This window comes from Collinsella sp. AM15-2 (assembly GCF_003471985.1).
Lineage (GTDB): Bacteria > Actinomycetota > Coriobacteriia > Coriobacteriales > Coriobacteriaceae > Collinsella.
Map to the genome: position 1 here is coordinate 33,823 of NZ_QRKO01000006.1, position 20,867 is coordinate 54,689.

Below are 20,867 nucleotides of genomic sequence, written 5' to 3' on the forward strand. Positions count from 1 at the left end.
TTGCTCCTTAGGCGGTTGCGTGGCGCTCGAGGTACTCGGAGCCCACATTCTCGCGCTCCCAGCCGCGCACGACCTTATAGCCCACGGGGCTCAGAAAGACCTCGCACAGCAGCTCGGCAACAGCGCCGGTCAGCGAGCACATAAGGACCTGCACCCAGGTCCAACCAAAGAACGTGTGGCTCACCACAATGGCAAAGACCAAGTTGTCGATAAACTGGCCAACACCCGTGGACACATAGGAGCGGAAGGCAAAGCTCGCAAAGTTATTCTTTTTGAGCATACGGCCGAGCGACTGGTTGAGCGTGGAATTAACCACGGCAGAAACGAGCATTGCCAGCGAAGAGCCCAGCACCACGTACCAGGTGCCGCCAATGGTGGCGTTAAGGGCAGTGTTGACCTCGATCATGCCCGTGTCGTAGTAAGCGCCCCACATGCCGGGCGTGAGCGAGCACGCCCAAAAGCACAGGCTCACGGCCAGGTTGACCAGCAGCGCGAGGACAGAGATTTTGATGGATGCCTTGGCGCCAAAGCGCTTGCAGATCATGTCCTGGCACAAAAACGAAACCCAGCTCACCACAAAGCCGCAATCGAGTGCCAGATACGGCAGGCTGATAAGCTCTTTGTTGGCCAGCAGGTTCATCATGATGACACTCACGAAAAACAGCGAAACCGTTGCCGCGGGAATGCTCCGCAACAGGACCTTGTAGTCCTCCATGACCTTCTTGATCATTATGTACTCCTTTGGTTTTAGGTTTAACGAGCAGGATATCGGACCCGAACTGCTCGGACGTCACGGGCTTGAGACGACGATGGGTATAATAGCCGCTCACACGGCATCAGGCAAGCAAACGGCGCGGCAGCCCCACAGGGCCACCGCGCCGATGCATTAAAAGGCTACGTTGCCAAACTCCGACAGGATAAGATCGGGGTTGTGATCGGTTGCCCAATCCACGTTCCACGGGCTCGTGAACAGCAGCAGCTTACCGCCGCGCATGTCCTCGACGCGCAGCGTGTCACGCGTGAGCGAAAGGCCCGGGATATCAATGGTATCGGGGTCGTTCTGAATCCAGCGGATGTCCGTATAGGGCAGCGGCTGGCGACGGACCTCAACACGATACTCGGCCTTGAGGCGGCGCTCGAGTACCTCAAACTGCAGCACACCGACCACGCCCACGATGACGCTCTCCATGCCGGCACCCAGCTCGCGGAAGATCTGGATGGCACCCTCCTGGGCAAGCTCCTCCATGCCCTTCACAAACTGCTTGCGCTTGAGCGTGTCGACCTGCGTAATGCGGGCGAACATCTCGGGGGCAAACGTCGGGATCTGCGGATACTGCACGTGGCGCTTGCCGGAGCACACGGTGTCGCCGATGCTAAAGATACCCGGGTCGAACAGGCCCACGATATCGCCCGCGTACGCCTCGTCCACGATGGCGCGGTCATCGGCCATCATCGACGTGCCCGTGGCAAGCTTGAGCTTGCGGTTGCCCTGCACGTGGAAGGCGTCCATGCCACGCTCGAACTTGCCCGAGCAAATGCGCACAAAGGCGATGCGGTCGCGGTGGTTCTTGTCCATATTGGCCTGGATCTTAAACACAAAGCCGCTAAAGTCATCGCGGCAGGGATCGACCGGTTCGCTGGTGAGCGTATCGGTATAGGCGCGCGGCGTCGGGGCCAGACGCAGGAACTCCTTGAGGAAGGGCTCCACGCCAAAGTTGGTGAGCGCCGAGCCAAAGAACGCCGGGCTCAGCTTGCCGCAGGCCACGGCATCCAAGTCGAGCTCGTCGCCGGCGCCATCGAGCAGCTCGATGTCGTCCATCAGGTTCTTATGGTTCTCTTCGCCAATAAGCTCGTCCATGGAAGGATCGCCCAGCTCGGCCTCGACCTCGGCGACCTTCTTGGTGGCGTTGGCGTGGCCGTCGCCCTCAAAGGCAATGACGCGACGGGTCTGACGGTCGAACACGCCGCGGAAGTTGCGGCCGCTGCCGATCGGCCAGTTCATGGGATACGTATTGATACCCAGGACGTTCTCGATCTCTTCCATGAGCTCAAACGGATCGCGAGCCTCGTGGTCGAGCTTATTCACAAAGGTGAAGATGGGAATGTGACGCAGCGTACAGACCTTAAAGAGCTTTTTGGTCTGGGCCTCGACGCCCTTGGCGCCGTCGATGACCATGACTGCGGCGTCGGCGGCCATAAGGGTACGGTAGGTATCCTCCGAGAAGTCCTGGTGGCCGGGGGTATCGAGGATGTTGACGCAGGCGCCATTATAGGTGAACTGCAGCACCGAGGAGGTAACGGAAATGCCGCGCTCCTTCTCGATGTCCATCCAGTCCGAGACGGCGTGCTTGGCCGAGCTCTTGCCCTTGACCGAACCGGCAGTCTGGATGCTGCCGGTATAGAGCAGCAGCTTCTCGGTAAGCGTGGTCTTACCGGCGTCCGGGTGGCTGATGATCGCGAATGTGCGGCGCGACGAGATTTCATCCGACAGGCTTGCCATGCGGATCCTTTCTTGCATTGAGTGCATTACGTCGATGTAACCGCACTATTGTAGCCGCGAAATCCCGCTCTAGGGCGCCTATCAGGACAAATTCATCAGTTGGGGCCTGGGTAGCCGGCCCAATCCGAATTTGTCTCTTGCGTAACTGTACATAGTGTATATATACTGTGCTTACCGGTTATATACACGTGTAGCCCAACAGCTAAGGAGCCGCTGTGGACATCATCCTATCCAATTCGAGCGACAAGCCCATCTACGAGCAGATCTCCTCGCAGGTCAAAGCTCAGATCCTTTCGGGCGCACTCGCTGCGGGAGCCAAACTCCCCAGCATCCGTGCACTCGCGAGCGACCTCGGTGTGAGCGTCATTACCACCAAGCGTGCCTATGCCGACCTGGAACAGCTCGGCTTTATCTGCACCGTGCAGGGCAAGGGCTGCTTTGTCGCCGAGGGAAACCAGGAGCTCTTGCGCGAAAACCAGCTCTGCCATATCGAAGAGTTGCTTGCGCAGGCCGCTACGCAGGCCGAAACCCTGGGCGTCACGCGCGACAAATTGCACGAGATGCTCGACCTTGTAGCCCCCGAAACCATGCAGTAGCCATCTGCAAGAAAGGCTATACCATGCAAAACTTGCTAGAACTCAAAGGCGTTTCACGCCGCGTAAGCGACCGCTTTTCGCTACGCGATGTCACACTCACCGTGGAGCCCGGCCAGATTGTCGGCTTTGTGGGCGCAAACGGCGCCGGCAAGACAACGACCATTCGCGCCGCGCTCGGGCTCATAAAGCTCGATGCCGGCGAGGTGCAGCTGCTTGGCCAGCGCTGCGATGCCAATGCGCCCGGCGAGGCACAGCGCCACCTGCGCTCCCGCGTAGGCCTTGTCCTGGACACGTGCCCCTTCCCCTCCACGCTCAAGGTAGGCCAGATCGAGAGGCTCGTAGGCCCGGCGTACCCCACGTGGAGTAGCGAAACGTTCGCCAGATTTATCGACCGATTTGGCCTTGATCCCAAAGCCAAGGTCAAAGACCTCTCCCGCGGCATGGGCATGAAGCTGCAGCTCGCCTGTGCGCTCAGCCACAATGCCAAGCTGCTCGTTTTGGACGAAGCCACCGCGGGCCTCGATCCCATGGCGCGCGAGGAACTACTCGATGAGCTGCTCGCCTTTGTTTCCGACGGCCAGCGCAGCGTACTGCTCTCGAGCCACATTACGTCCGACCTCGATCGTACCGCCGACCGCGTCATCTGCATCGATAACGGCTCGATTGTATTTGACCTGCCGCGCGAGGACATTACCGACCGCGCCGGCATCGCCCACTGTACCCAAGCACAGGCCGCCGAGCTTACGGCTTGCGTCGAAGGCGCCCGTGCCGCCCGCCACGCCCATAGCGTGGACGTGCTCGTGCCCAACCGTCGCGATGTGCTCGAGGCCTTCCCCGAGATTCCCTGCGACCGGGCAACCATTGATGACTATCTTCGCCTCACGCTGAAAGGGGCTTCGAAATGAAACGCGCCTTTATGTCTGAGCTCGCCATCGTCCGCACGCTTGTCCCGAGCATCGCGGGCGTCGGCCTGTTCATCTTCGTCGTACTGACCCTCGCCAACGCATCGGACGGTGACTCTGGCATGAGTGCCGGCGCCTGCGCGGTCAGCGCCATGTCGCCCATCGTGGTCATGAACTCGCTGGCCGGCTACGACAATCAAAACGGATGGGAGCGCTATCGGGCAACGCTGCCCATCTCGCGCAAAGACATCATCTGTGCACGCTACCTGAGCATCATTGTCTTCTCGGCCGTCATGGCGTGCGCCGCCGCGCTTTTGAGCATCGTCTCCATCCCGCTCTTCAACAGCGCGGGTATTCCCTCGACGGGACAGACCGTCTTTGAGACCACAATAGCCTCCGCCGCATCGATGCTCATCTCCCTCATGATGGTGTTTTTGGCACAGCCGCTGTTCTTTCGCTTTGGACACATGGAGGCGCTGCGCCTTTCCGTCGGCCTGTTTGCCCTGCTCGGATGCCTTGCCATGGCCACGCTGAGCTCCTCCAACCCCATCAGCAACTGGCTCATGTCGATTGCTGGGGCGAATCCCGATCCTGCCGTCCTCGGCTGCCTGTGCGCAGGAATCGCCGTACTGGCCCTCGTGCTATGCGCACTTAGCTGCATCGTCAGCACCAGAGTCTATCGAGCACGCGACCTGTAGGCAAGTGAATCTCGACCCGCGCAGACCGCAATCGGTCGGAATCGGCCGCCCGGCAATCGGTCGCCCGCAATTCCGTGACAAACGGCATGTCCCCGGCCCGTGCGCAACGTTCTATAATCAAAGCGTCACGGGCCTCGGCCCAATTTCGATCATCCAAGGGGATGTCTTTTTGGTCATTGTTCTTTAGGGAACGGTCAATCGCATAGAACCATGAAAACGGCTGTCCAATGGCCGTGGTTTGTTGCGCCGTTCCGCCTCCGTCATCTGCCACATTTGCACCTGATAGGAAAGAACAATGCAAACCCAGGAATCTCAATCCTTCCCAAAAGCAACCAGCTTCGACGCGGCACTCGTGCGCTCTAAGATTATGGGCCCCAATCCCCTCAAGCTCTGCGAAGAGCTGCTTCACGATGTGCATATCCCCTGCGGCGTCCGCGTCTGCGACCTTGGATCGGGCACCGGTATCACCAGCGCCCTGCTTGCCCGCGAATACGGGTTTGACACGTACGCTGTCGATCTGTGGAGCGACCCCGTCGAAAACCGTGCGTTCTTCGATTCGCTCGGCATTCCCTGCAACACTATTCACCCTGTTAAGGCAGACGCCTCGCAGGGGCTGCCGTTTGAGCACGGCTTTTTTGATGCGGTCGTGAGCATCGACTCGTACAACTACTACGGTCGGGACCCGCACTATCTGGACGAGCGCCTACTCCCCTACGTAAAGCAAGGCGGGATGCTCTACGTAAGCATCCCCGGCATGTTTCGCGACTGCCACGACAACCTGCCCGCCTGCCTGCTCAAATCCTGGACACCCGAGCAGCTCGACTATATGCACGACATAGCCTGGTGGCGCGCCATGATCGAGCCGACCCCCGGCGTCGAGATTGTCTCGATGCAGCCTATGCTCTGCACGGACGAAGCGTGGGAAGACTGGTTCGCCTGCGACAACGAGTACGCAGCAGGCGACCGCGCTGCCGTTGAAGCCGGCGCGCTCGAATACCTCAACACCATCGCCATCGTGCTGAGAAAGTTCTAAACAATAGCCGCGCGAGCCGTAAACAAACGGCCTCGCGCGGCTTCTTTAAAACAAGTTCTGAACAACCGTAAAGCGCAATACGCTACTTGCGCAGCGGCTTGGGCAGCGGAATGCCGGCGGCGATGACGGCCGCGATGATCATGCAAACGATACCCTTGAGTGGGAAGCACATGAGCAGCAGGCCCACAACCATAACAGGCTGGCGCATAACGGCGCCCATCGTCGATGCCGTGCAGACGGCGACGCAAAAGACCGGATCTGCGCCGGTGAGGATGGCAAGGCCGTAGCCCAGGCTTACGCCCGAGAAGATAACCGGGAAGAAGTGGCCGCCGCGCCAGCCCATGTTGATGAGGGCGGGCGTCAGCATGGCCTTGAGAAGACCGGTCGCGATGAGCACACCGGCGGGGATGGTGAGGTAGGTCTCCATAAGTACGTCGGCCTGGGTCTCACCGGCAAACATGGTATAAGGCAGAACTGTGCCGCAGATGGCGAGCGCCAGACCAGCCAGCATGGCCTTGACGACGGGGCGCTCCCCTATTGCATGGGACAGCGCCTCACTTGCATGCTCGGAGACAAAGTACAGCCAACCGCATACGGTGCCGACCAACGCCAGCGGAATGAGCCAGACAAGTTCCAGGTTGCCCACCTCGGCAGCCTCGAACCTCGGCATGCCCATGCCGCCACCCATAAGCTGGCCGAGCAGCAGATAGGTGCCCAGGCCGCCGGCAATCGCGATGCCGTAGACCACGGTCTTTTGCGCCTTGGGCAGCTTGATGGTGATCTCGTCGGACGCGGAGTCCTCGCCAGCGCCCCGACCATCGGCGCTACCGGCGAGCGGCGCCACAAAGCCAAAGATGGGCGCGGTAAAGAGCGCCGTCAGGGCAGCCTGGGTACCCAGCAGCGTAAGCTCCCTAAACTCGGCGCCAAAGCGACGCATGCGGTCGCCGACCCAGCTGCACAGACCCGCGATAACGCCGGTCAGGCCGGCCTCCGGTCCAATGCTTCCGCCAAACAGCAGCGGCAGCAATGCCGCAAGCGAAAGCTTGCCGAGGTTGTCGTACGGGTAGCGACCGTCTTGCTTAACCTTGGCCATCACCTGGTTGAGGTCATCGGTCTTGGTGCCCGTCATCTTTTCGTACAGACCGATCAGCAGGCCGCCCAGCAGGCAGACGAAAAACGGGTACGGCAAAAAACCGAACGGACCGCTCGCGAGCTCGGGCGAAGCGACGCCCAGCATATGAGGGATCTCGGTCCATAGATAGTCGATACCGTGCTCCATCGCAAAGAAAAACAGCCAGACCGCGGCGCCCGCAAACGCACCGGTCACGGTCACGCTCACTAAAAACAGCGCACGGTTTTTGGGTTTTGCAAGACTATCCATCGGGACCTCCCGTGGTCAAATTCGGCAAAGATACGTTTTATTGTAGAGCGAGCGTTGCCCGAACGAGCCAACCGTCTGCGCCGCAAACGGCACCATTGGGAGTCATAGTGGGGCAGGCTCAAGACTTATCCGTTGATAATCGAGGCAATCTCGCGCAAATCGTCGGCAAAGTAGATGCCGTGCTGGCGCCTCGGGCTCGAAAGCCCTTTATCAATCATGTGCTCGAGCAACGCCTTAAGATCGTTGTAGTAGCCCCCAAGGTTGTACAGAATGCACGGCGCATCGAGATGCCCCAACGACACGGCGGACATGACCTCGGCAATCTCCTCGAGCGTACCCGTCCCACCGGGAAAGGCGATGAACGCGTCACCGAGCTCAATCATCTTGGCCTTGCGTTCGGCCATGTCACTCGTCACGATAAGGTCGTCGATACCGTCATGTTGAAACTCGGCCTCGATAAAAAAGCTCGGCTCCACACCGGTCACGTGTCCGCCGGCATCGAGCACGCTATCGGCGAGCGCGCCCATCAGCCCCGACTTGGACCCGCCGTATACCAGCGCGTGGCCGTTGGAGCCAATCCATGTGCCGAGCTGCTGCACCGCAGGCAGAAACGCCGGGTCGTTACCGACGCTGGCGCCCAGGTATACCGTGATATTCATATTCAGCCCCCTTGTTGTGACGCGCGGCGCCCGCCCTAGCGTTGGCGTCGGCGATATTCGCGCACGCGGCGCGACAGGTCGGCGAGCTCATCGCGATCGAGCTCTTCCAGATGCTCAAGATCGTCCATAAAGCGCGCCATGGTGTCCTTTTGGCGCATCTTGATGAGCGTATTGCAGTAGTTCACCGCCACGCCCGTGAGCATGGCGATGTAGAAGATGCTGATGACGCTCAAAACGACGGTGATAGCGCGGGCAACCGGCGTTTCGGCCGGGATATCGCCAAAGCCGATCGTCGATACGGTCTCAAAGCTAAACCAGAGGCCATCGCCAAACGTAAGGGTCGCAGGGTCGGACAGCCAGACGGCCGTCGAGCACAGCAGGTAGAAGATAAGGAACAGGCCGGTGATGCGCGCAAAGCCAGCCTGGCGCAACACGTCGGCAAGCGTCCTCAACTTGTTCATCGCGACCCCTTTTCCAGACGCCCAATCACATTCGCTCGTTATTGTCCCACACCCGGCAGTTGGGGACGTTCCCTTTCTGCCGGCAGAAAGGGACTGTCCCCAACTGCCGGGAGTGACCGTTTAGCGGTGCGGCGGCTGAATGGGCAGGCTGAGCTGGTATCCTTATGCGAAACTGTCTCAACTCGATAGGATTGCCTGTGAAACCTTCCGCCGTCCTTCGCTTAGCTCTATATCGCACCCTAGCCGTCGCGCTTGCTGCGCTCACACTACTGAGCGCCGTCATGCCCACCCCAGCCTTTGCCGCCGACTCCGACCAGCAGGTCAAGACGGTCCGCGTTGGCTGGCTCGTCAACAACAAAGGCTTCCAGGAAGGCACGCCGGGCGAGCGCCTCTCGGGATGGGGCTACGAGTACCTCCAGACCCTCTCGTATTACACAAAGGGCTGGCAATACGAATACGTTAGCGGCACCTTCTCCGAGCTTATGGACATGCTCGAGGCAGGCGAAATCGACCTCATGCCCAACATCTCGTATTCGGCAGAACGCGAGCAGAAGCTGCTCTTTTCCTCGAACCCCGAGGGCACCGAGCGCTACTACATCTACGCCAGGCCCGACCGCGACGACCTGGCCAAGGGTGACCCCCAGGCGCTCCAAGGCCTCACCATCGGCTGCAACTCTGGCGTTATGCAAACTATCGTCGGCCAGCAGTGGCTCGCCGACGAAGGCGTTACCTGCACCTATAAAGAAATCGACACCGGCAGTGCCCTCTTTGAGGCGCTTGCAGACGGCGAGGTCGACGCCGTCATCATGAACGACACCATTTCGTCGCCCGATGCGTCACCCATGTTCTACGTAGGCTCGAGCGACTACCATTTTGCCGTTCCCAAAAGCCGCCCTGATCTGATGAACGACATCAACGCCGCCATGACGACCATCGCCCGCGATAACCCGCGCTATAACGAGGAAGTCAAATCGAGTTACTCGACCCAAAACAGTGGCTCGTCATCGCTCACCGGCCCCGAGACCACCTGGCTCAAAGAAAACGGCAATACCATCACGATCGGCTATCTTAAAAACCAACTTCCCTACTGTACGCAAAATGACGACGGCGAGATGGAAGGGTCGCTCGCCTCGCTTGCAACGACGTTGCACGACAAGTTTGGCATTACGGTCAAAACAATCACACTCTCGAGCAACAAACAAATGATCAAAGCCCTTTCCAACGGGACCATCGATGTCGCCCTGCCGTTGTTTCGCGACTACTGGCTCGCCGAGCAGACAGGGGTCATCCAGTCAAACTCGATGGGAACGGTTTCGCTGACCGCCATTCACAGTGGCAAAAACCTGAACAGCGACCTTAAGAACATCGCTTGTACAAAGAGCACAATCGTTAACCGTTTTGAGCTCGAAAGTCTCTTTCCGAACGCAACGGTAACCGAGTATTCGAATGACGGCGAGGTGCTCAAAGCCCTCGATGAGGGGAAGGCACGTTGCATCATTGTCCCCAGCACGCGCCTGGAAACTCTCCGCGACATCTACGACATCGAGGATTTCGAAACACAGGAACTCACCAACACGGCGCAGCTATCGTGTTTAATTTCGCGCGGCAAGCCCGAGCTGCTGGGAATCATCAATAAGGGCATCGTCAATGCAGGTGAATCGCTCTCTGCAAACAGCTATTTCCCCACATCGTACTCGGCGCAAGAATCGGACACGTTCCAGTTTTTCTATCGTAACCGCACCGCCATTGCGACTGTTATCATCTGCATCTTGCTCACCAGCATCGCCATCCTTGTCTGGTCGCTTTACCGCGCACAGGAGGAACGGCAGAAAGCTGATGCCGCCAACGCCGCCAAAACCGCTTTCCTCACGCGCATGAGCCACGACATCCGCACGCCGTTCAACGGCATCCTAGGCCTTATCGAAATTGAGGAATTGAGAGAAGGCGACATGCAGGTCGCCCGCGAAAGCCGCGCCAAGGCGCGCGTTGCCGCCAATCACCTGCTGTCACTGATTAACGACATCCTCGAGATGGGCAGGATCGAGGAGTGCAAAGTGACGCTCGAGCACGAATCATTCAACCTTAAAGAGCTGTGCGACAATGCGCTCGTACTGTGCAAGCTCCGCGCATCGGACCGCGGCATAACCATGCTCGACACCAGCGAGCCCTACGCTGTCGACCAATATATGATCGGCAGCCCCACCCATATTCGGCAGATCCTTGTCAACCTGCTCGACAACAGCATCAGGTACAACAAGCACGGAGGCACCGTCACGTTCTCATCGACCATCAAACCGGTCGACGACGAGCACGCCGTGTTTTGCTTTAGCGTCTCGGATACCGGCATTGGTATGACGCCCGAGTTTTTGACGCACATTTACGAGCCGTTTGCCCAGGAAGGCGACGATGCGCGTAGCAAGTTCCAAGGAACCGGCATTGGCATGTCTATCGTCAAATCGCTCATCGATATGATGGGCGGCACGATTGAGATTTCGAGTGAGGTTGGCGCGGGAAGCACGTTCAACGTCCAGATACCGCTCGATATCGACAAGAACCCTCAGGCAAAAGAACGTGCGTCCAAGCAGACATACAGTTGCTCGCTTGCCGGCATGAACGTCCTTTTGGCAGAAGACAACGAGCTCAATGCCGAAATTGCCCAGGCTCTACTCGAAAGCGAAGGCATCGTCGTAACGCGCGCCGCCGACGGCAACAAAGCAGTCGACCTATACGTTAGTCGTCCCGCCGGCAGCTTCGATGCGATCCTGATGGACATCATGATGCCGGGCATGGATGGCTACGAGGCAACCCGCGCGATTCGTCTGAGCGAAAAGGCCGATGCAGCCGACATCCCCATCATCGCGCTCACTGCCAACGCCTTCAACGAGGACGCCAAGGCGGCACACGATGCCGGTATGAACGCCCATCTGCCCAAACCGCTCGACTTTAACAAGCTCAAAAACATACTCGCCCGCATCAAGAAAAACGGAACTGTTTCGCTATAGTTTGCGTTTAACCACCATGCACAGCCAGAAAGGAAGCCAACGATGTTTAGGCCCTTACGTCGAAAGAAACGCGCCATCACTGACGAGGAAGCGCGCGAGTTGCTCGCCACCTGTAAGCGCGGCGTCTTTGCCGTCAACGGCGATGATGGCTACCCCTATGCCATTCCCGTCAACTACTTCTTTGACGCCGAGCACGACAAGATTTATTTCCATGGCGCCAAGGCCGGCCACAAGGTCGATTCGCTCAGGCGTGACGATAAAGTCTGCTTTACCGTTTACGGCAACGAGTGGTACAAGGACGGCGACTGGGCTCCTTACGTCATGAGCACTGTGGTCTTTGGCCGTTGCCGCCTGGTAGATGAAGCGCCTGCGTTTATCGAGGACAAAGTCCGCCAGCTCGCGCTTAAGTACTACCCTTCTGCCGAAGAAGTCGAGGAAGAAATCGCCAAAGACATCAAGGGCGTCCAACTCTACGAGATTTCAATTGAGCATCTTTGCGGCAAGCAGATTCAGGAAAAGTAGCGAATGCGAAAAACGCGCTCGCTACCCTCTGCGCCCCATGCGCCCACGCATTTTGACGGCGTGGGCGCATGGGGCAGCACTCGAATCGAGCGCCCCCCTATACCCCAAAAACGTAGCGGTCCAGGCGCTCACACGCCTCCTTTACCCGCGAAAGGGGCAGTGCCAGATTCACGCGAATGTGGCAGGGCCCGTGGAACGGGCGGCCGTCCTGATACCCCACGCCCACACGAGCGCCCTCGTCGAGCAGCCACTGAATATCGCGGCCATGCTCGCGGCACCACTTGGTACAGTCCAGAAACACCATGTAGGTGCCCTGCGGACGTGAATAGGACACGCCCTCAAAATGCTCGTCAACGTAATCGCAGAAGTAGTCAATGTTGCCCTGGATGACCTGATTGAGCTCATCGACCCACTCGTAGCCCTGCGGCTGGTAGGCGCCGATAAGCGCGTGCATCGAAAGGACGTTCATCTCGTTGTAGTGAGTCTTGTTGGACACGGCGCACACGCGGTCGCGCAGCGTCTCGTTATAGATGATGTGGTAGCTGCCGACCAGGCCCGCCAGGTTGAACGTCTTGCTGGGCGCGTAGAGGGCAACCGTGCGCATGCGGGCATCCTCGCTCACCGACTGCGTCGGGATATGCTTGTGACCCGGCAGGATGATATCGGACCAAATCTCGTCCGAGACCACCACGCAATCATGCTGGCGATAGATGTCCATGGCGCGCTCGATCTCGTCGCGCTCCCATACGCGGCCGCAGGGATTGTGCGGCGAGCAGAACACCGCGGCATGGATATGGTTTTGGGCGAGCTTGCGCTCCATGTCCTCAAAGTCCATGCGCCACACGCCCTGGTCGTCGAGTTTAAGCGGGCTGTGGACAATGCGATAGCCCGCGGCCTCGATGGACTTGGTAAAGCCGATGTAGGTGGGACTGTGGACCAGCGCCGCATCGCCCGGCTGGACATATGCGCGCAGCGTCGACACGACACCGCCCAGCACACCGTTTTCGTAGCCGATGTGCTCAGGTGCCAGGCCCTCGACGCCATTACGGCGACTCTGCCATTCGATGATGCGGTCGAAGTACTCGGGGCGCGGATCGAAATAGCCAAACATGGGGTGCTGGGCGCGCTGAATGATGTACTCCTGGACCGTGGGCACCGTGGCAAAATTCATGTCCGCTACCCACATGGGGATGCGGTCGAAGCCCTCGTCGGGTGCGTTCGGAGCCATGTCGGGAATTTCTCCCCAGGAGTCAACGGCGATGGCGTCCATACCGTGGCGGTCGATAAGCGAGGTAAAGTCGTATTTCATGCTGAGCTCCCGTGCAAAGCGGATTGTTTCGGTAGGCGTTATTGTCCACCAGCGTGGGCGGTTTTGACATGGGGTTTGGCGCTTAATTTGACGGGTGCGGACGAATGGCTGGTTAGTCTTGCGCGTCGTTGATAGCGGTTATCGTCAACCTGGTTCCGTCGACCGTAAACGATATGTCGAGCCCGGCGTAGGCCAAGTGGTAAACGCGGTTGGGCTCGTGCTTGCTACCCGCACGGCGCGGATCTTGGCGAAGGACCTCGACCAAGCCGGGGAGCTTTGCAGGCGGGACCGTATCTTTCAGCGCTTGTGGGAACTCAACATCGAGCTCTTGCCACGGCGCGTCCTCAATCCAGCCGCCCGTCGCATCCGGGTGACAGTCGGCAAATGGAATGTAGGGCTTGATGTCGTAGATGGGCGTGCCGTCGCGCAGGTCGGCCCCCAGTATATGGATGATCGGGCCATCATCGGTGAGCTCAACACGGCTGAGCTTGACGCAGGTGAGCCCGATGGGATTAGGGCGAAACGGACTGCGTGTGGCAAACACGCCCACACGCTCGGCTCCACCCAGACGCGGCGGGCGCACGGTTTTCGACCATTTTGCGTTGATGCCGGACCTGTCCTGCGTTTTGGCATCGGCGGCTATGTCCTTAGCCGTGCCGCCGGGCGTTCCGTTTTCGAAGCACCGCAGCAGCCATAGGTGAGAGAAGGAGTCCAGACCCTCAACTGCAGCGTTGGAGGCAAATTCCGGCTCAAAGACGATGCGACCCTGCAGATGGGGCGCCAAAAAGCTGTTGCGTGGGATGCCGAACTTCTGCGGCAGGTCGGTATGTATGTGTGCAATAGGTTCCATGCCGGTCATTGTACGGCATGGAGGCGTGGGGTGTTGCGCGCAATTCTTCGCCGCGGTCCCCGTCGTGCAACCAACGGTTGCTTGGAAGGGTGCCGGCCGCCGCGTATGCTTAAAGCAACAAACAGCAGAAAGGAGCCGTCATGGCCTTTGCAGAAAAGCTCATCGCCATCCGCCGCGACAACAATCTCACCCAAGAGCAGCTCGCCGCCAAGCTCTTCGTCACACGCCAAGCCGTCAGCCGTTGGGAGCGCGGCGAGGTCACCCCGGGCATCGACATGATGAAGCTCATTGCCGCCGTGACCGGCGAGCCACTGTCTCATCTGCTCGAAATGCCCGAGCACTATTGCCAGAGCTGCGGCATGATACTCACGCCCGACGATTGCGGTACCGATGCCCACGGCGCCACGACCGACCATTACTGCAAGTGGTGCTACGACCACGGCAAGTACACCTACGAGACCACGATGGAGGCCATGATTGAGGATTGTGCCCCGCGCCTGGCACAAAACACCGGCATGTCGCTCGACGAAGCCGTCTCGCTTATGGGCGCTGTCCTGCCACAACTGGAGCGCTGGCGTACCGTGCAGGAAAACGAGGAGCGCTACGGTGCCGAGGCGCGGGCGCGCTATGGCGATGAGGCTATCGATGCAGCAAACGAAACGTTACTGGACATGGATCCTCAGACATGGAACGACATGAAGGAACTTGAACGCGCTATTCTGGGTCAACTCTCGATTGCCATGGGCGACGGCGACCCAAAGAGCAACGAAGCCCGCAAGCTTGTCGCAATGCACCGTCGATGGATTGGCCTTAACTGGGGGCACGAACCTCAAGACGAAGCATACCTAGGCCTCGCCCACGGCTATCTTGCCGATCAGCGCTTTATCGACTACTATGACAAGCCCTGCGGCACCGGAGCCACGGCTTTTCTGGTCCAGGCAATCGAGTCGTCGTCGGCTCACGCATAGACCGCAGCGGCTTTGGGTATTTCAATCGAAACCTCAACCGATTGGAGACCCATGGCTACTGATCACGAGCTCGCACTGTACGTTATGACCGGCTGCCCGTATTGCATAAGGGTCAAGCACTTTTTGGCCGATAACGGCGTGACCATTCCCGAGCGCAATATCTCGACCGACCCCGATGCCGAGCAGACGCTCATCGCCGTCGGCGGAAAACGCCAGGTTCCCTGCCTGTTCATCGACGGCAAGCCACTCTACGAATCGAGCGACATCATCGCCTGGGTACAGGAGAACCTGATCTAGTACTCATTGGGGACGCACTTAAATGAGTAGTTCCACTCATTGGGGACGCACTTAAATGAGTAGTCGTTAAAGAACGTCCCCAACGACTACCCGATGACACGGCGATCCTATTCCTCGATCTCTTTCCAGCACTGAGGATCGGCTTCGTACATATCGCCTGTGTAACCATACGTCACAGCGGGGCAGCCGCGGCACCAGCCAAAAAGTTCGCATTTGGAGCACTTCTTGAACTCTTTAAAGTCGCGCTTTGCTTCCATCTGCGGCGAAAAGAACAGCTCCTCGAGCGAGTTCTCGGCAACGTTGCCCACCTTGCTCTCCATGCGACGGCACGCATAGACGTCGCCCGTAGGCAGCACCGTCATATGGCCCGTACCGCAATGGCAGCCGTCGTAGATCATGCCGGGCTTGGCACTCTTGGGGATGGTGAATTTGCCCTGCTCCCACAAAAGAAGCGTCCACAGGTGATCTTTGAGCTGGAAGAACGTTTTGCGGCCCGCAGCCTGGTGAAACTCCATACGCTCTTGCGCGGCCAGCAGCACGTCGCGATATTCCAGCGGCTCCAGATGGAACTCATCACGCTTTTGGCCCGAGGTGGGGCAGTATCGTCCAAAAGCGAACACGTCGACTTCGAGGCTTGCCACAAGGTCAATGAGCTGCGGCAGCTCGGCGGCATTCATACTCGAAACCGTGTTCATAACGGCAACCCAGATACCCGCGCGCTTAAGGCACCCAATCGCACGCAAGGTCTCGACAAACGAGCCGGGCTTACGGAAGTAATCGTGCGTTTTCTCGAGTCCATCGAGCGAGAGCTGGTATTTGCGGCATCCCAACTCTTTCATGCGGGCGCAGACCTCGTCGGTCAGATGGAACGGATTGCCCATCACGCACCACATAAAACCCCGCTCGTGCAAAAGCTCGGCAAGGCGCCAAAAATCGGGATGGAGTATGGGGTCACCGCCCGTAACGTAAAAGTACGGCTGACGACCGATGCGTTCGCAGAGGGCCTGGGCCTGATCGACGACCTCGACCATCTGCTCCCACGGCATGCGCTTAAAACCAGCGCAGGCACCGTTGGCGAAGATATAGCAATGTTTGCAACGCTGATCGCATTCATCCGTAATATGCCACTGGAAGGCAAACGCGGGCTTTTGCATCGTGGGACTCCCTTGGTCGATGTTCAAATTGATGACGGTATTGGGCTACAGGCGCTCAACGGCGCCGACGGGGCAATTCTCTTCACAGGCGCCACAGTGCAAGCAGTGCTCAGGCTCTATGCGATACGAGTCACCCGGCTCGATGCACTTCTGCGGACAGTGCTCAAGACAGGTACCGCAACCGATACACGCATCGGAATCAATACGAAAACCCTTAACGGGCGCGGACGCCATGTCCTCGTCTAGGGTAAAGACAGCGCGCTCAATAGGACGAACCCCAAGGTTAAAGTAGTCGAGCACGATGTTTTCGACCTTAAAGATAGTGTTGATATCACGCGTATCACCGGGATAAACGTTGGCAAGATACGGCTGCTCGGCATAAATAACGTCACGCCAGTAAACTTGCTCGGAATCCAAGGCGGGAGTGGCAACGCCGGACATGCGAATCATTTCGTTAAACCGCGTGTGGACGAGCGTTTGGACGCGCCCATCGGCCATAAGCTGGCGGGCCATCTCCTTGCCGCGCGCCGTGAGGAAGTAGATGGCGCGGGACTCGTAATGTACAGCGCTCACGCAGCGAATTTGCGGCGCGCCATTTTCGTCCACAGTTGCCAGCGAGAGCGTCCCGGCAAGCTGCATCTTCTTGAGACAAGTCTGAGCATCCATTACGAGTCCCCTCCTAGCGATTGCTTACTGAGCGTCCGCAGCGCCGCAAGCGGTGCCACAGGCCGGCGCGGCCTTGGGATCGGCGGAGCCGCAAGCAGGGGCGGCAGCAGGATCGACGGAGCCGCAAGCAGGAGCAGCCGCGGGATCGACGGAGCCGCAAGCGGTGCCACAGGCCGGCGCGGCCTTGGGATCGGCGGAGCCGCAGGCGGGCGCGGGATCGGCGGTACCGCAAGAAGCGAAAGCGGCAACGTTCTCGAGATTCTCGGACATGGCAATTCCTTTCGATTGGGGGCGGCTGGGCGAAGCCGCCCGGACGTAGACGCTTTTGCGCCTAAGCACATCATGCGAGGAATGCACCCCACCCAAAAGAAGGCACTAATCTATTAGCCAGTTACCAAAAAGTAAGTTGTAGCCGCGGGCGCCAGCAGCTGCGATAATGCAAGCAACCTACCCGATTGCGAGGTTACCATGCTCACCAAAGAAGAACTGCCTCCCTGCCCCGTCGCTACGTGTTTTCAGCTCTTTGGCAACAAGTGGAAAATCTATATCATCCAGCAGCTCATTGAGCAGCCCCTGGGCTTCAACGCGCTACATCGCTCTATTCCCGGCATCAGTCAAAAGGTGCTCTCGTCAAACCTAAAGGAAATGGATGCCGCGGGACTTATCACGCGCACCGTCATTCCCGAAACGCCCATCCGTACCGAATACGCGCTGAGCGAGCTGGGTCAAAGCCTTATGCCCATCATCGATTCTCTTGTGGAATGGGGCACCGACTACCAGCAGCTTGTGCGAAGCTCCTAGCAGCTACGGGCTTTTGCAAATTGAGCGCCGTGGGGCATACCGCTCCACGGCGCTTACCTTTTTGTGCCCTCTTTTGAAGAAGCGGTCCGGGTTGCACACTGCTGTCAAACACGCCCAACTCAATTGGACAGGAGGTCAGCCATGAATCAAGCCGAGCGTCGTATTTGGCTTATCAATGCATTGCTCAACGAGCGAGCGGACGGACGCGGCATTGCCGTTCCCGCCGGAGCCGGTGAGCAGTGTGATTTGCTCAGGGCCCTTATGAACGTGCGGTCGCCCGAAGCGCTCGCGACAGAGGTGCTCGATATCCAGGATGCCTACTTGCAGCAGCGGCTTGTTGAGCGCGGCGGCGCAACCGATGCCGGCACGCTTCCCTACTGCAATCGCATTGCCGTCTGGCGTGGCGACATCACGCTGCTTAAGGCCGACGCCATCGTCAACGCCGCCAACAGCCAAATGCTCGGCTGTTTTGTGCCGGGACACCACTGCATCGACAATGCCATCCACACATACGCCGGCACGCAGCTGCGCCTGACGTGCGCCAGCCTCATGTGTAAACAGGGGCATGAGGAACCGACCGCATGCGTCAAGGTCACGCCAGCCTTTAACCTGCCCAGCAGTCATATCTTCCACACCGTCGGTCCCATCGTGCCCAACCATAAGCCTGGCCCGCGCGAGGAACTGCTACTGCGCCGTTGCTACACCAGCTGCCTGGAAGAAGCGACGAGCCGAAAGCTCGACACGCTTGCCTTCTGCTGCATTTCGACGGGCGTCTTTGGCTATCCCCAACAAGCCGCCGCGCGCGTTGCCATCGATGCCGTTCGTCATCATCTAGACCATAACGACCCCAACCTTAAGGTGATCTTCAATGTTTTTCTCGCGTCTGACGAGTCAATCTACCGCGACCTTCTCCAAGCAGATCGCTAAGCTCCGAGCCGCACTCGATGCATCCGACGCCGTGATAATCGGCGCCGGCGCGGGTCTTTCCACCGCGGCTGGCTACGCCTACGCGGGAGAGCGCTTCGAGAAACTCTTTGGCGACTTCGCCGCACGCTACGGCTTTACCGACATGTACTCCGGCGGTTTCTACCCCTATGACTCCCTCGAGGAATACTGGGCATTTTGGAGCCGCTATATCATGTGCAACCGATATGACCCCATACCCAAGCCCATCTACGAACAGCTTTTGGGCCTGCTGCGCGACCGAGATTACTTTGTGCTGACCACAAACGTAGACCATTGCTTCCAACGCGCCGGTTTCGATAAACAGCGACTCTTTTACACGCAGGGCGACTATGGTCTATTCCAGTGCAGCAAGCCCTGCTGTCAGGAAACTTGGGACAACGAAGAGCTCGTACATTACATGGTCGCCGCCCAAGAAGACCTGCGCATTCCTTCTGCGCTAGTGCCCCGTTGCCCCCATTGCGGCTCCCCGCTCACGATGAACCTGCGCGCCGACGATACGTTTGTGCAGGATAAGGGCTGGTATGCCGCGGCCGACCGTTACCAAGATTTCCTGCGCCGCCACAGCAATATGCGCATCCTGTTCTTGGAGCTTGGTGTGGGCGGCAACACGCCCGTCATCATCAAGTACCCGTTTTGGCAGATGACTGCCAAAAACGAGCGCGCAACGTACACATGCGTCAATTTTGGCGAGGCAGTCGCTCCGGCAGAAATCGCCGATCGCAGCATTCTAATCAACGCCGACGCAGGGCGTGTGCTGGACGCACTTGCCGTCCAAGCCGTCAGATAGCAAAGGCGATGCTGTCTCACATAGTCGTTGGGGACGTTCTTGAATGACTAGTCGTTAAAGAACGTCCCCAATGACTAACTAGCCGTGAAAGCGGGCTATGGGCGCCAGAGGCTGCTCGCGAAAGACGCGCTCGACGGCGGCGCGGTATTCGTCGACCTTTTTGGTCTTGCGCACGATCTTGTGAACGGTAGCGGGATCGGCGAAGGCGCACTTGGCGTAGAACCACCACTCCTTCATGCGAAAGACTGCATTGCCGCCAATCTCATCCGCATAGGCTGCGAACAGCGTGTCGTGGAAGCGCTGCAGCTCAGCTGCCGTGGCAGCAGGACCGCCCTTAACCATGCGAGCCAGTGCGGGGTTCGCAAGCAAGCCGCGCCCCAACATTACGTGACGCGTTCCGGGATAGGCCTCCACCAGCGCATCCATGTCCTCAAGATCAAAGATGTCGCCGTTATAGGCCACGGGAAACGGCGCCCGCTCCAGCGTCTCGCCGTAAAACTCTTTGCGCGGCGAACCCGTATAGCGGTCCTTTTGCACGCGCGGATGCACGATCAGCTCTGCCAACGGCATGCGGCAATAGAGGTCGAGCACGCGCTCGTATTCGTCGTCGTTCTCCAATCCCAGCCTGGTCTTGACCGACACCGGCAACGGCGAGCGTTCACACACGTCGCTCAAGAACACCTCGAGCTCATCCAGGTTGCGCAAAAAGCCCGAACCCTTGCCTTTAGCGACAACCGTACCCGAGGGGCAGCCAAGGTTGAGATTGACCTCGCGGTAACCCATATCGGCGAGCATCTGCGCCGCCCACACAAACTCGTCTGCGTTCTTGGACATCAGCTGAGGCACCACGTTAAGCCCCTGGTTATTGGCAGGGTTCACCTCTTTAAACGCCTTGCCGCCAAAGCGGTTACCCACCCGCGGCGGCGGCAAAAACGGCGTGTAATAACAATTGAGCGCACCGAAGCACTCCGCATGCACGCGACGGAACACATGCCCGGTAATCCCCTCCATAGGGGCCAGCGATAAATACATCGACATCCACTCTCAACTCACAATGTGACAAAGGGACAGTCCCTTTGTCACATTCGCAAATCATCATTCGAGTGATTATTTTGGCACAGCAGAGCAAATGACCCCATGCATGTTATTTGTCCTTCGGCAGTGGCTTCATGCTCCAAAAGACGACGTTCATAATGACGACAATGACGAGCACGACGCCGTTGGCCACCCAAAAGCCCATATCGAGGCCGAGCCACTCCGAGGTACCAAACAGGTCAATCCAAATCTGCGTCCAGTTCATGCGAACGCTCCTCTC

General features: G+C 58.7%; 23 protein-coding genes. 11 read left to right on the forward strand and 12 right to left on the reverse strand.

Annotation, left to right across the window (positions count from 1 at the left end; genetic code table 11):
- Positions 1-7 precede the first annotated feature (7 nt).
- Together DW171_RS04040 and DW171_RS04045 are read right to left on the reverse strand one after the other, a co-directional pair.
- Positions 8-730, reverse strand: coding sequence for a VUT family protein (locus tag DW171_RS04040; RefSeq protein WP_233524951.1), 723 nt, complete (start codon positions 728-730; stop codon positions 8-10).
- Between the two features lie 156 nt (positions 731-886).
- A complete protein-coding gene (locus DW171_RS04045; protein WP_055286676.1) occupies positions 887-2,500 on the reverse strand; it encodes a peptide chain release factor 3 in 1,614 nt (537 codons plus the stop codon).
- A 215-nt stretch (positions 2,501-2,715) separates the two neighbouring features.
- Between DW171_RS04045 and DW171_RS04050 the strand changes: the two genes are divergently transcribed.
- The 4 genes from DW171_RS04050 (at position 2,716) to DW171_RS04065 (ending at position 5,729) form a co-directional block, all read left to right on the forward strand.
- Positions 2,716-3,096 carry a GntR family transcriptional regulator gene (locus DW171_RS04050; protein ID WP_117743314.1) on the forward strand — a complete coding sequence of 127 codons (381 nt, stop codon included), beginning with the start codon at positions 2,716-2,718 and terminating at the stop codon, positions 3,094-3,096.
- 23 nt (positions 3,097-3,119) lie between these two features.
- Positions 3,120-4,001, forward strand: a complete 882-nt coding sequence (locus tag DW171_RS04055) for an ABC transporter ATP-binding protein (RefSeq protein WP_118270490.1) — start codon at positions 3,120-3,122, stop codon at positions 3,999-4,001.
- Positions 3,998-4,696 (forward strand): ABC-2 transporter permease, encoded by a 699-nt coding sequence (locus DW171_RS04060; protein ID WP_118270491.1) that lies wholly within the window; start codon positions 3,998-4,000, stop codon positions 4,694-4,696. Before DW171_RS04055 ends, DW171_RS04060 begins: the two co-directional genes overlap by 4 nt.
- Positions 4,697-4,991: 295 nt before the next feature.
- Positions 4,992-5,729, forward strand: coding sequence for a cyclopropane-fatty-acyl-phospholipid synthase family protein (locus tag DW171_RS04065; RefSeq protein ID WP_118270492.1), 738 nt, complete (start codon positions 4,992-4,994; stop codon positions 5,727-5,729).
- Positions 5,730-5,811: 82 nt separating this feature from the next.
- Here the strand turns inward: DW171_RS04065 and DW171_RS04070 are convergent, their stop codons facing one another.
- From DW171_RS04070 to DW171_RS04080, 3 genes are all read right to left on the reverse strand, one after another.
- Positions 5,812-7,110: a chloride channel protein gene (locus DW171_RS04070; RefSeq protein WP_118270493.1), complete on the reverse strand. Its 1,299-nt coding sequence runs from the start codon at positions 7,108-7,110 to the stop codon at positions 5,812-5,814.
- Positions 7,111-7,235: 125 nt separating this feature from the next.
- The gene (locus DW171_RS04075; RefSeq protein ID WP_118270494.1) at positions 7,236-7,769 is read right to left on the reverse strand and encodes a TIGR00730 family Rossman fold protein; all 534 of its coding nucleotides are present in this window, start codon (positions 7,767-7,769) and stop codon (positions 7,236-7,238) included.
- Positions 7,770-7,804: 35 nt separating this feature from the next.
- Positions 7,805-8,230, reverse strand: coding sequence for a potassium channel family protein (locus tag DW171_RS04080; RefSeq protein ID WP_117862347.1), 426 nt, complete (start codon positions 8,228-8,230; stop codon positions 7,805-7,807).
- Positions 8,231-8,427: 197 nt separating this feature from the next.
- Between DW171_RS04080 and DW171_RS04085 the strand changes: the two genes are divergently transcribed.
- Positions 8,428-11,232 carry a transporter substrate-binding domain-containing protein gene (locus DW171_RS04085; protein WP_158571010.1) on the forward strand — a complete coding sequence of 935 codons (2,805 nt, stop codon included), beginning with the start codon at positions 8,428-8,430 and terminating at the stop codon, positions 11,230-11,232.
- A gap of 42 nt (positions 11,233-11,274) precedes the next feature.
- The gene (locus tag DW171_RS04090; protein WP_117630053.1) at positions 11,275-11,754 is read left to right on the forward strand and encodes a pyridoxamine 5'-phosphate oxidase family protein; all 480 of its coding nucleotides are present in this window, start codon (positions 11,275-11,277) and stop codon (positions 11,752-11,754) included.
- 97 nt (positions 11,755-11,851) lie between these two features.
- On the opposite strand, the gene DW171_RS04095 is transcribed toward DW171_RS04090, so the two are convergent.
- Complete coding sequence (locus tag DW171_RS04095) at positions 11,852-13,063, reverse strand: MalY/PatB family protein (RefSeq protein WP_118270496.1); 1,212 nt, start codon at positions 13,061-13,063, stop codon at positions 11,852-11,854.
- A gap of 112 nt (positions 13,064-13,175) precedes the next feature.
- On the reverse strand, positions 13,176-13,913 hold the full coding sequence (tsaA, locus tag DW171_RS04100; protein ID WP_233539097.1) for a tRNA (N6-threonylcarbamoyladenosine(37)-N6)-methyltransferase TrmO: 738 nt from the start codon (positions 13,911-13,913) through the stop codon (positions 13,176-13,178).
- Between the two features lie 140 nt (positions 13,914-14,053).
- Here tsaA and DW171_RS10145 point away from each other — a divergent pair, with 140 nt between their 5' ends.
- Both DW171_RS10145 and DW171_RS04110 read left to right on the forward strand, forming a co-directional pair.
- Positions 14,054-14,881 carry a TipAS antibiotic-recognition domain-containing protein gene (locus DW171_RS10145; protein ID WP_158571011.1) on the forward strand — a complete coding sequence of 276 codons (828 nt, stop codon included), beginning with the start codon at positions 14,054-14,056 and terminating at the stop codon, positions 14,879-14,881.
- A gap of 51 nt (positions 14,882-14,932) precedes the next feature.
- Positions 14,933-15,178: a glutaredoxin gene (locus DW171_RS04110; protein WP_118270498.1), complete on the forward strand. Its 246-nt coding sequence runs from the start codon at positions 14,933-14,935 to the stop codon at positions 15,176-15,178.
- Positions 15,179-15,285: 107 nt separating this feature from the next.
- Here the strand turns inward: DW171_RS04110 and acgM are convergent, their stop codons facing one another.
- From acgM to DW171_RS04125, 3 genes are read right to left on the reverse strand one after another with little or no spacing between them, the layout of a single operon-like run.
- Positions 15,286-16,332, reverse strand: a complete 1,047-nt coding sequence (acgM, locus tag DW171_RS04115) for a radical SAM/SPASM domain protein, ACGX system (RefSeq protein ID WP_118270499.1) — start codon at positions 16,330-16,332, stop codon at positions 15,286-15,288.
- Between the two features lie 45 nt (positions 16,333-16,377).
- Positions 16,378-16,998 carry a 4Fe-4S binding protein gene (locus DW171_RS04120; protein ID WP_118270500.1) on the reverse strand — a complete coding sequence of 207 codons (621 nt, stop codon included), beginning with the start codon at positions 16,996-16,998 and terminating at the stop codon, positions 16,378-16,380.
- Between the two features lie 24 nt (positions 16,999-17,022).
- Positions 17,023-17,268 carry a hypothetical protein gene (locus DW171_RS04125; protein ID WP_118270501.1) on the reverse strand — a complete coding sequence of 82 codons (246 nt, stop codon included), beginning with the start codon at positions 17,266-17,268 and terminating at the stop codon, positions 17,023-17,025.
- A 198-nt stretch (positions 17,269-17,466) separates the two neighbouring features.
- Between DW171_RS04125 and DW171_RS04130 the strand changes: the two genes are divergently transcribed.
- The 3 genes from DW171_RS04130 (at position 17,467) to DW171_RS04140 (ending at position 19,552) form a co-directional block, all read left to right on the forward strand.
- The gene (locus DW171_RS04130) at positions 17,467-17,799 is read left to right on the forward strand and encodes a helix-turn-helix domain-containing protein (protein ID WP_117862845.1); all 333 of its coding nucleotides are present in this window, start codon (positions 17,467-17,469) and stop codon (positions 17,797-17,799) included.
- 141 nt (positions 17,800-17,940) lie between these two features.
- Complete coding sequence (locus DW171_RS04135; RefSeq protein ID WP_118270502.1) at positions 17,941-18,726, forward strand: protein-ADP-ribose hydrolase; 786 nt, start codon at positions 17,941-17,943, stop codon at positions 18,724-18,726.
- Positions 18,668-19,552, forward strand: coding sequence for a Sir2 silent information regulator family NAD-dependent deacetylase (locus tag DW171_RS04140; protein ID WP_118270503.1), 885 nt, complete (start codon positions 18,668-18,670; stop codon positions 19,550-19,552). The genes DW171_RS04135 and DW171_RS04140 overlap by 59 nt, the downstream gene beginning before the upstream one ends.
- 78 nt (positions 19,553-19,630) lie before the next feature.
- Here the strand turns inward: DW171_RS04140 and DW171_RS04145 are convergent, their stop codons facing one another.
- Together DW171_RS04145 and DW171_RS10225 are read right to left on the reverse strand one after the other, a co-directional pair.
- Positions 19,631-20,584 (reverse strand): tRNA-dihydrouridine synthase, encoded by a 954-nt coding sequence (locus tag DW171_RS04145; protein WP_118270538.1) that lies wholly within the window; start codon positions 20,582-20,584, stop codon positions 19,631-19,633.
- 112 nt (positions 20,585-20,696) lie between these two features.
- The gene (locus tag DW171_RS10225; RefSeq protein ID WP_199586829.1) at positions 20,697-20,852 is read right to left on the reverse strand and encodes a hypothetical protein; all 156 of its coding nucleotides are present in this window, start codon (positions 20,850-20,852) and stop codon (positions 20,697-20,699) included.
- Positions 20,853-20,867 lie beyond the last annotated feature (15 nt).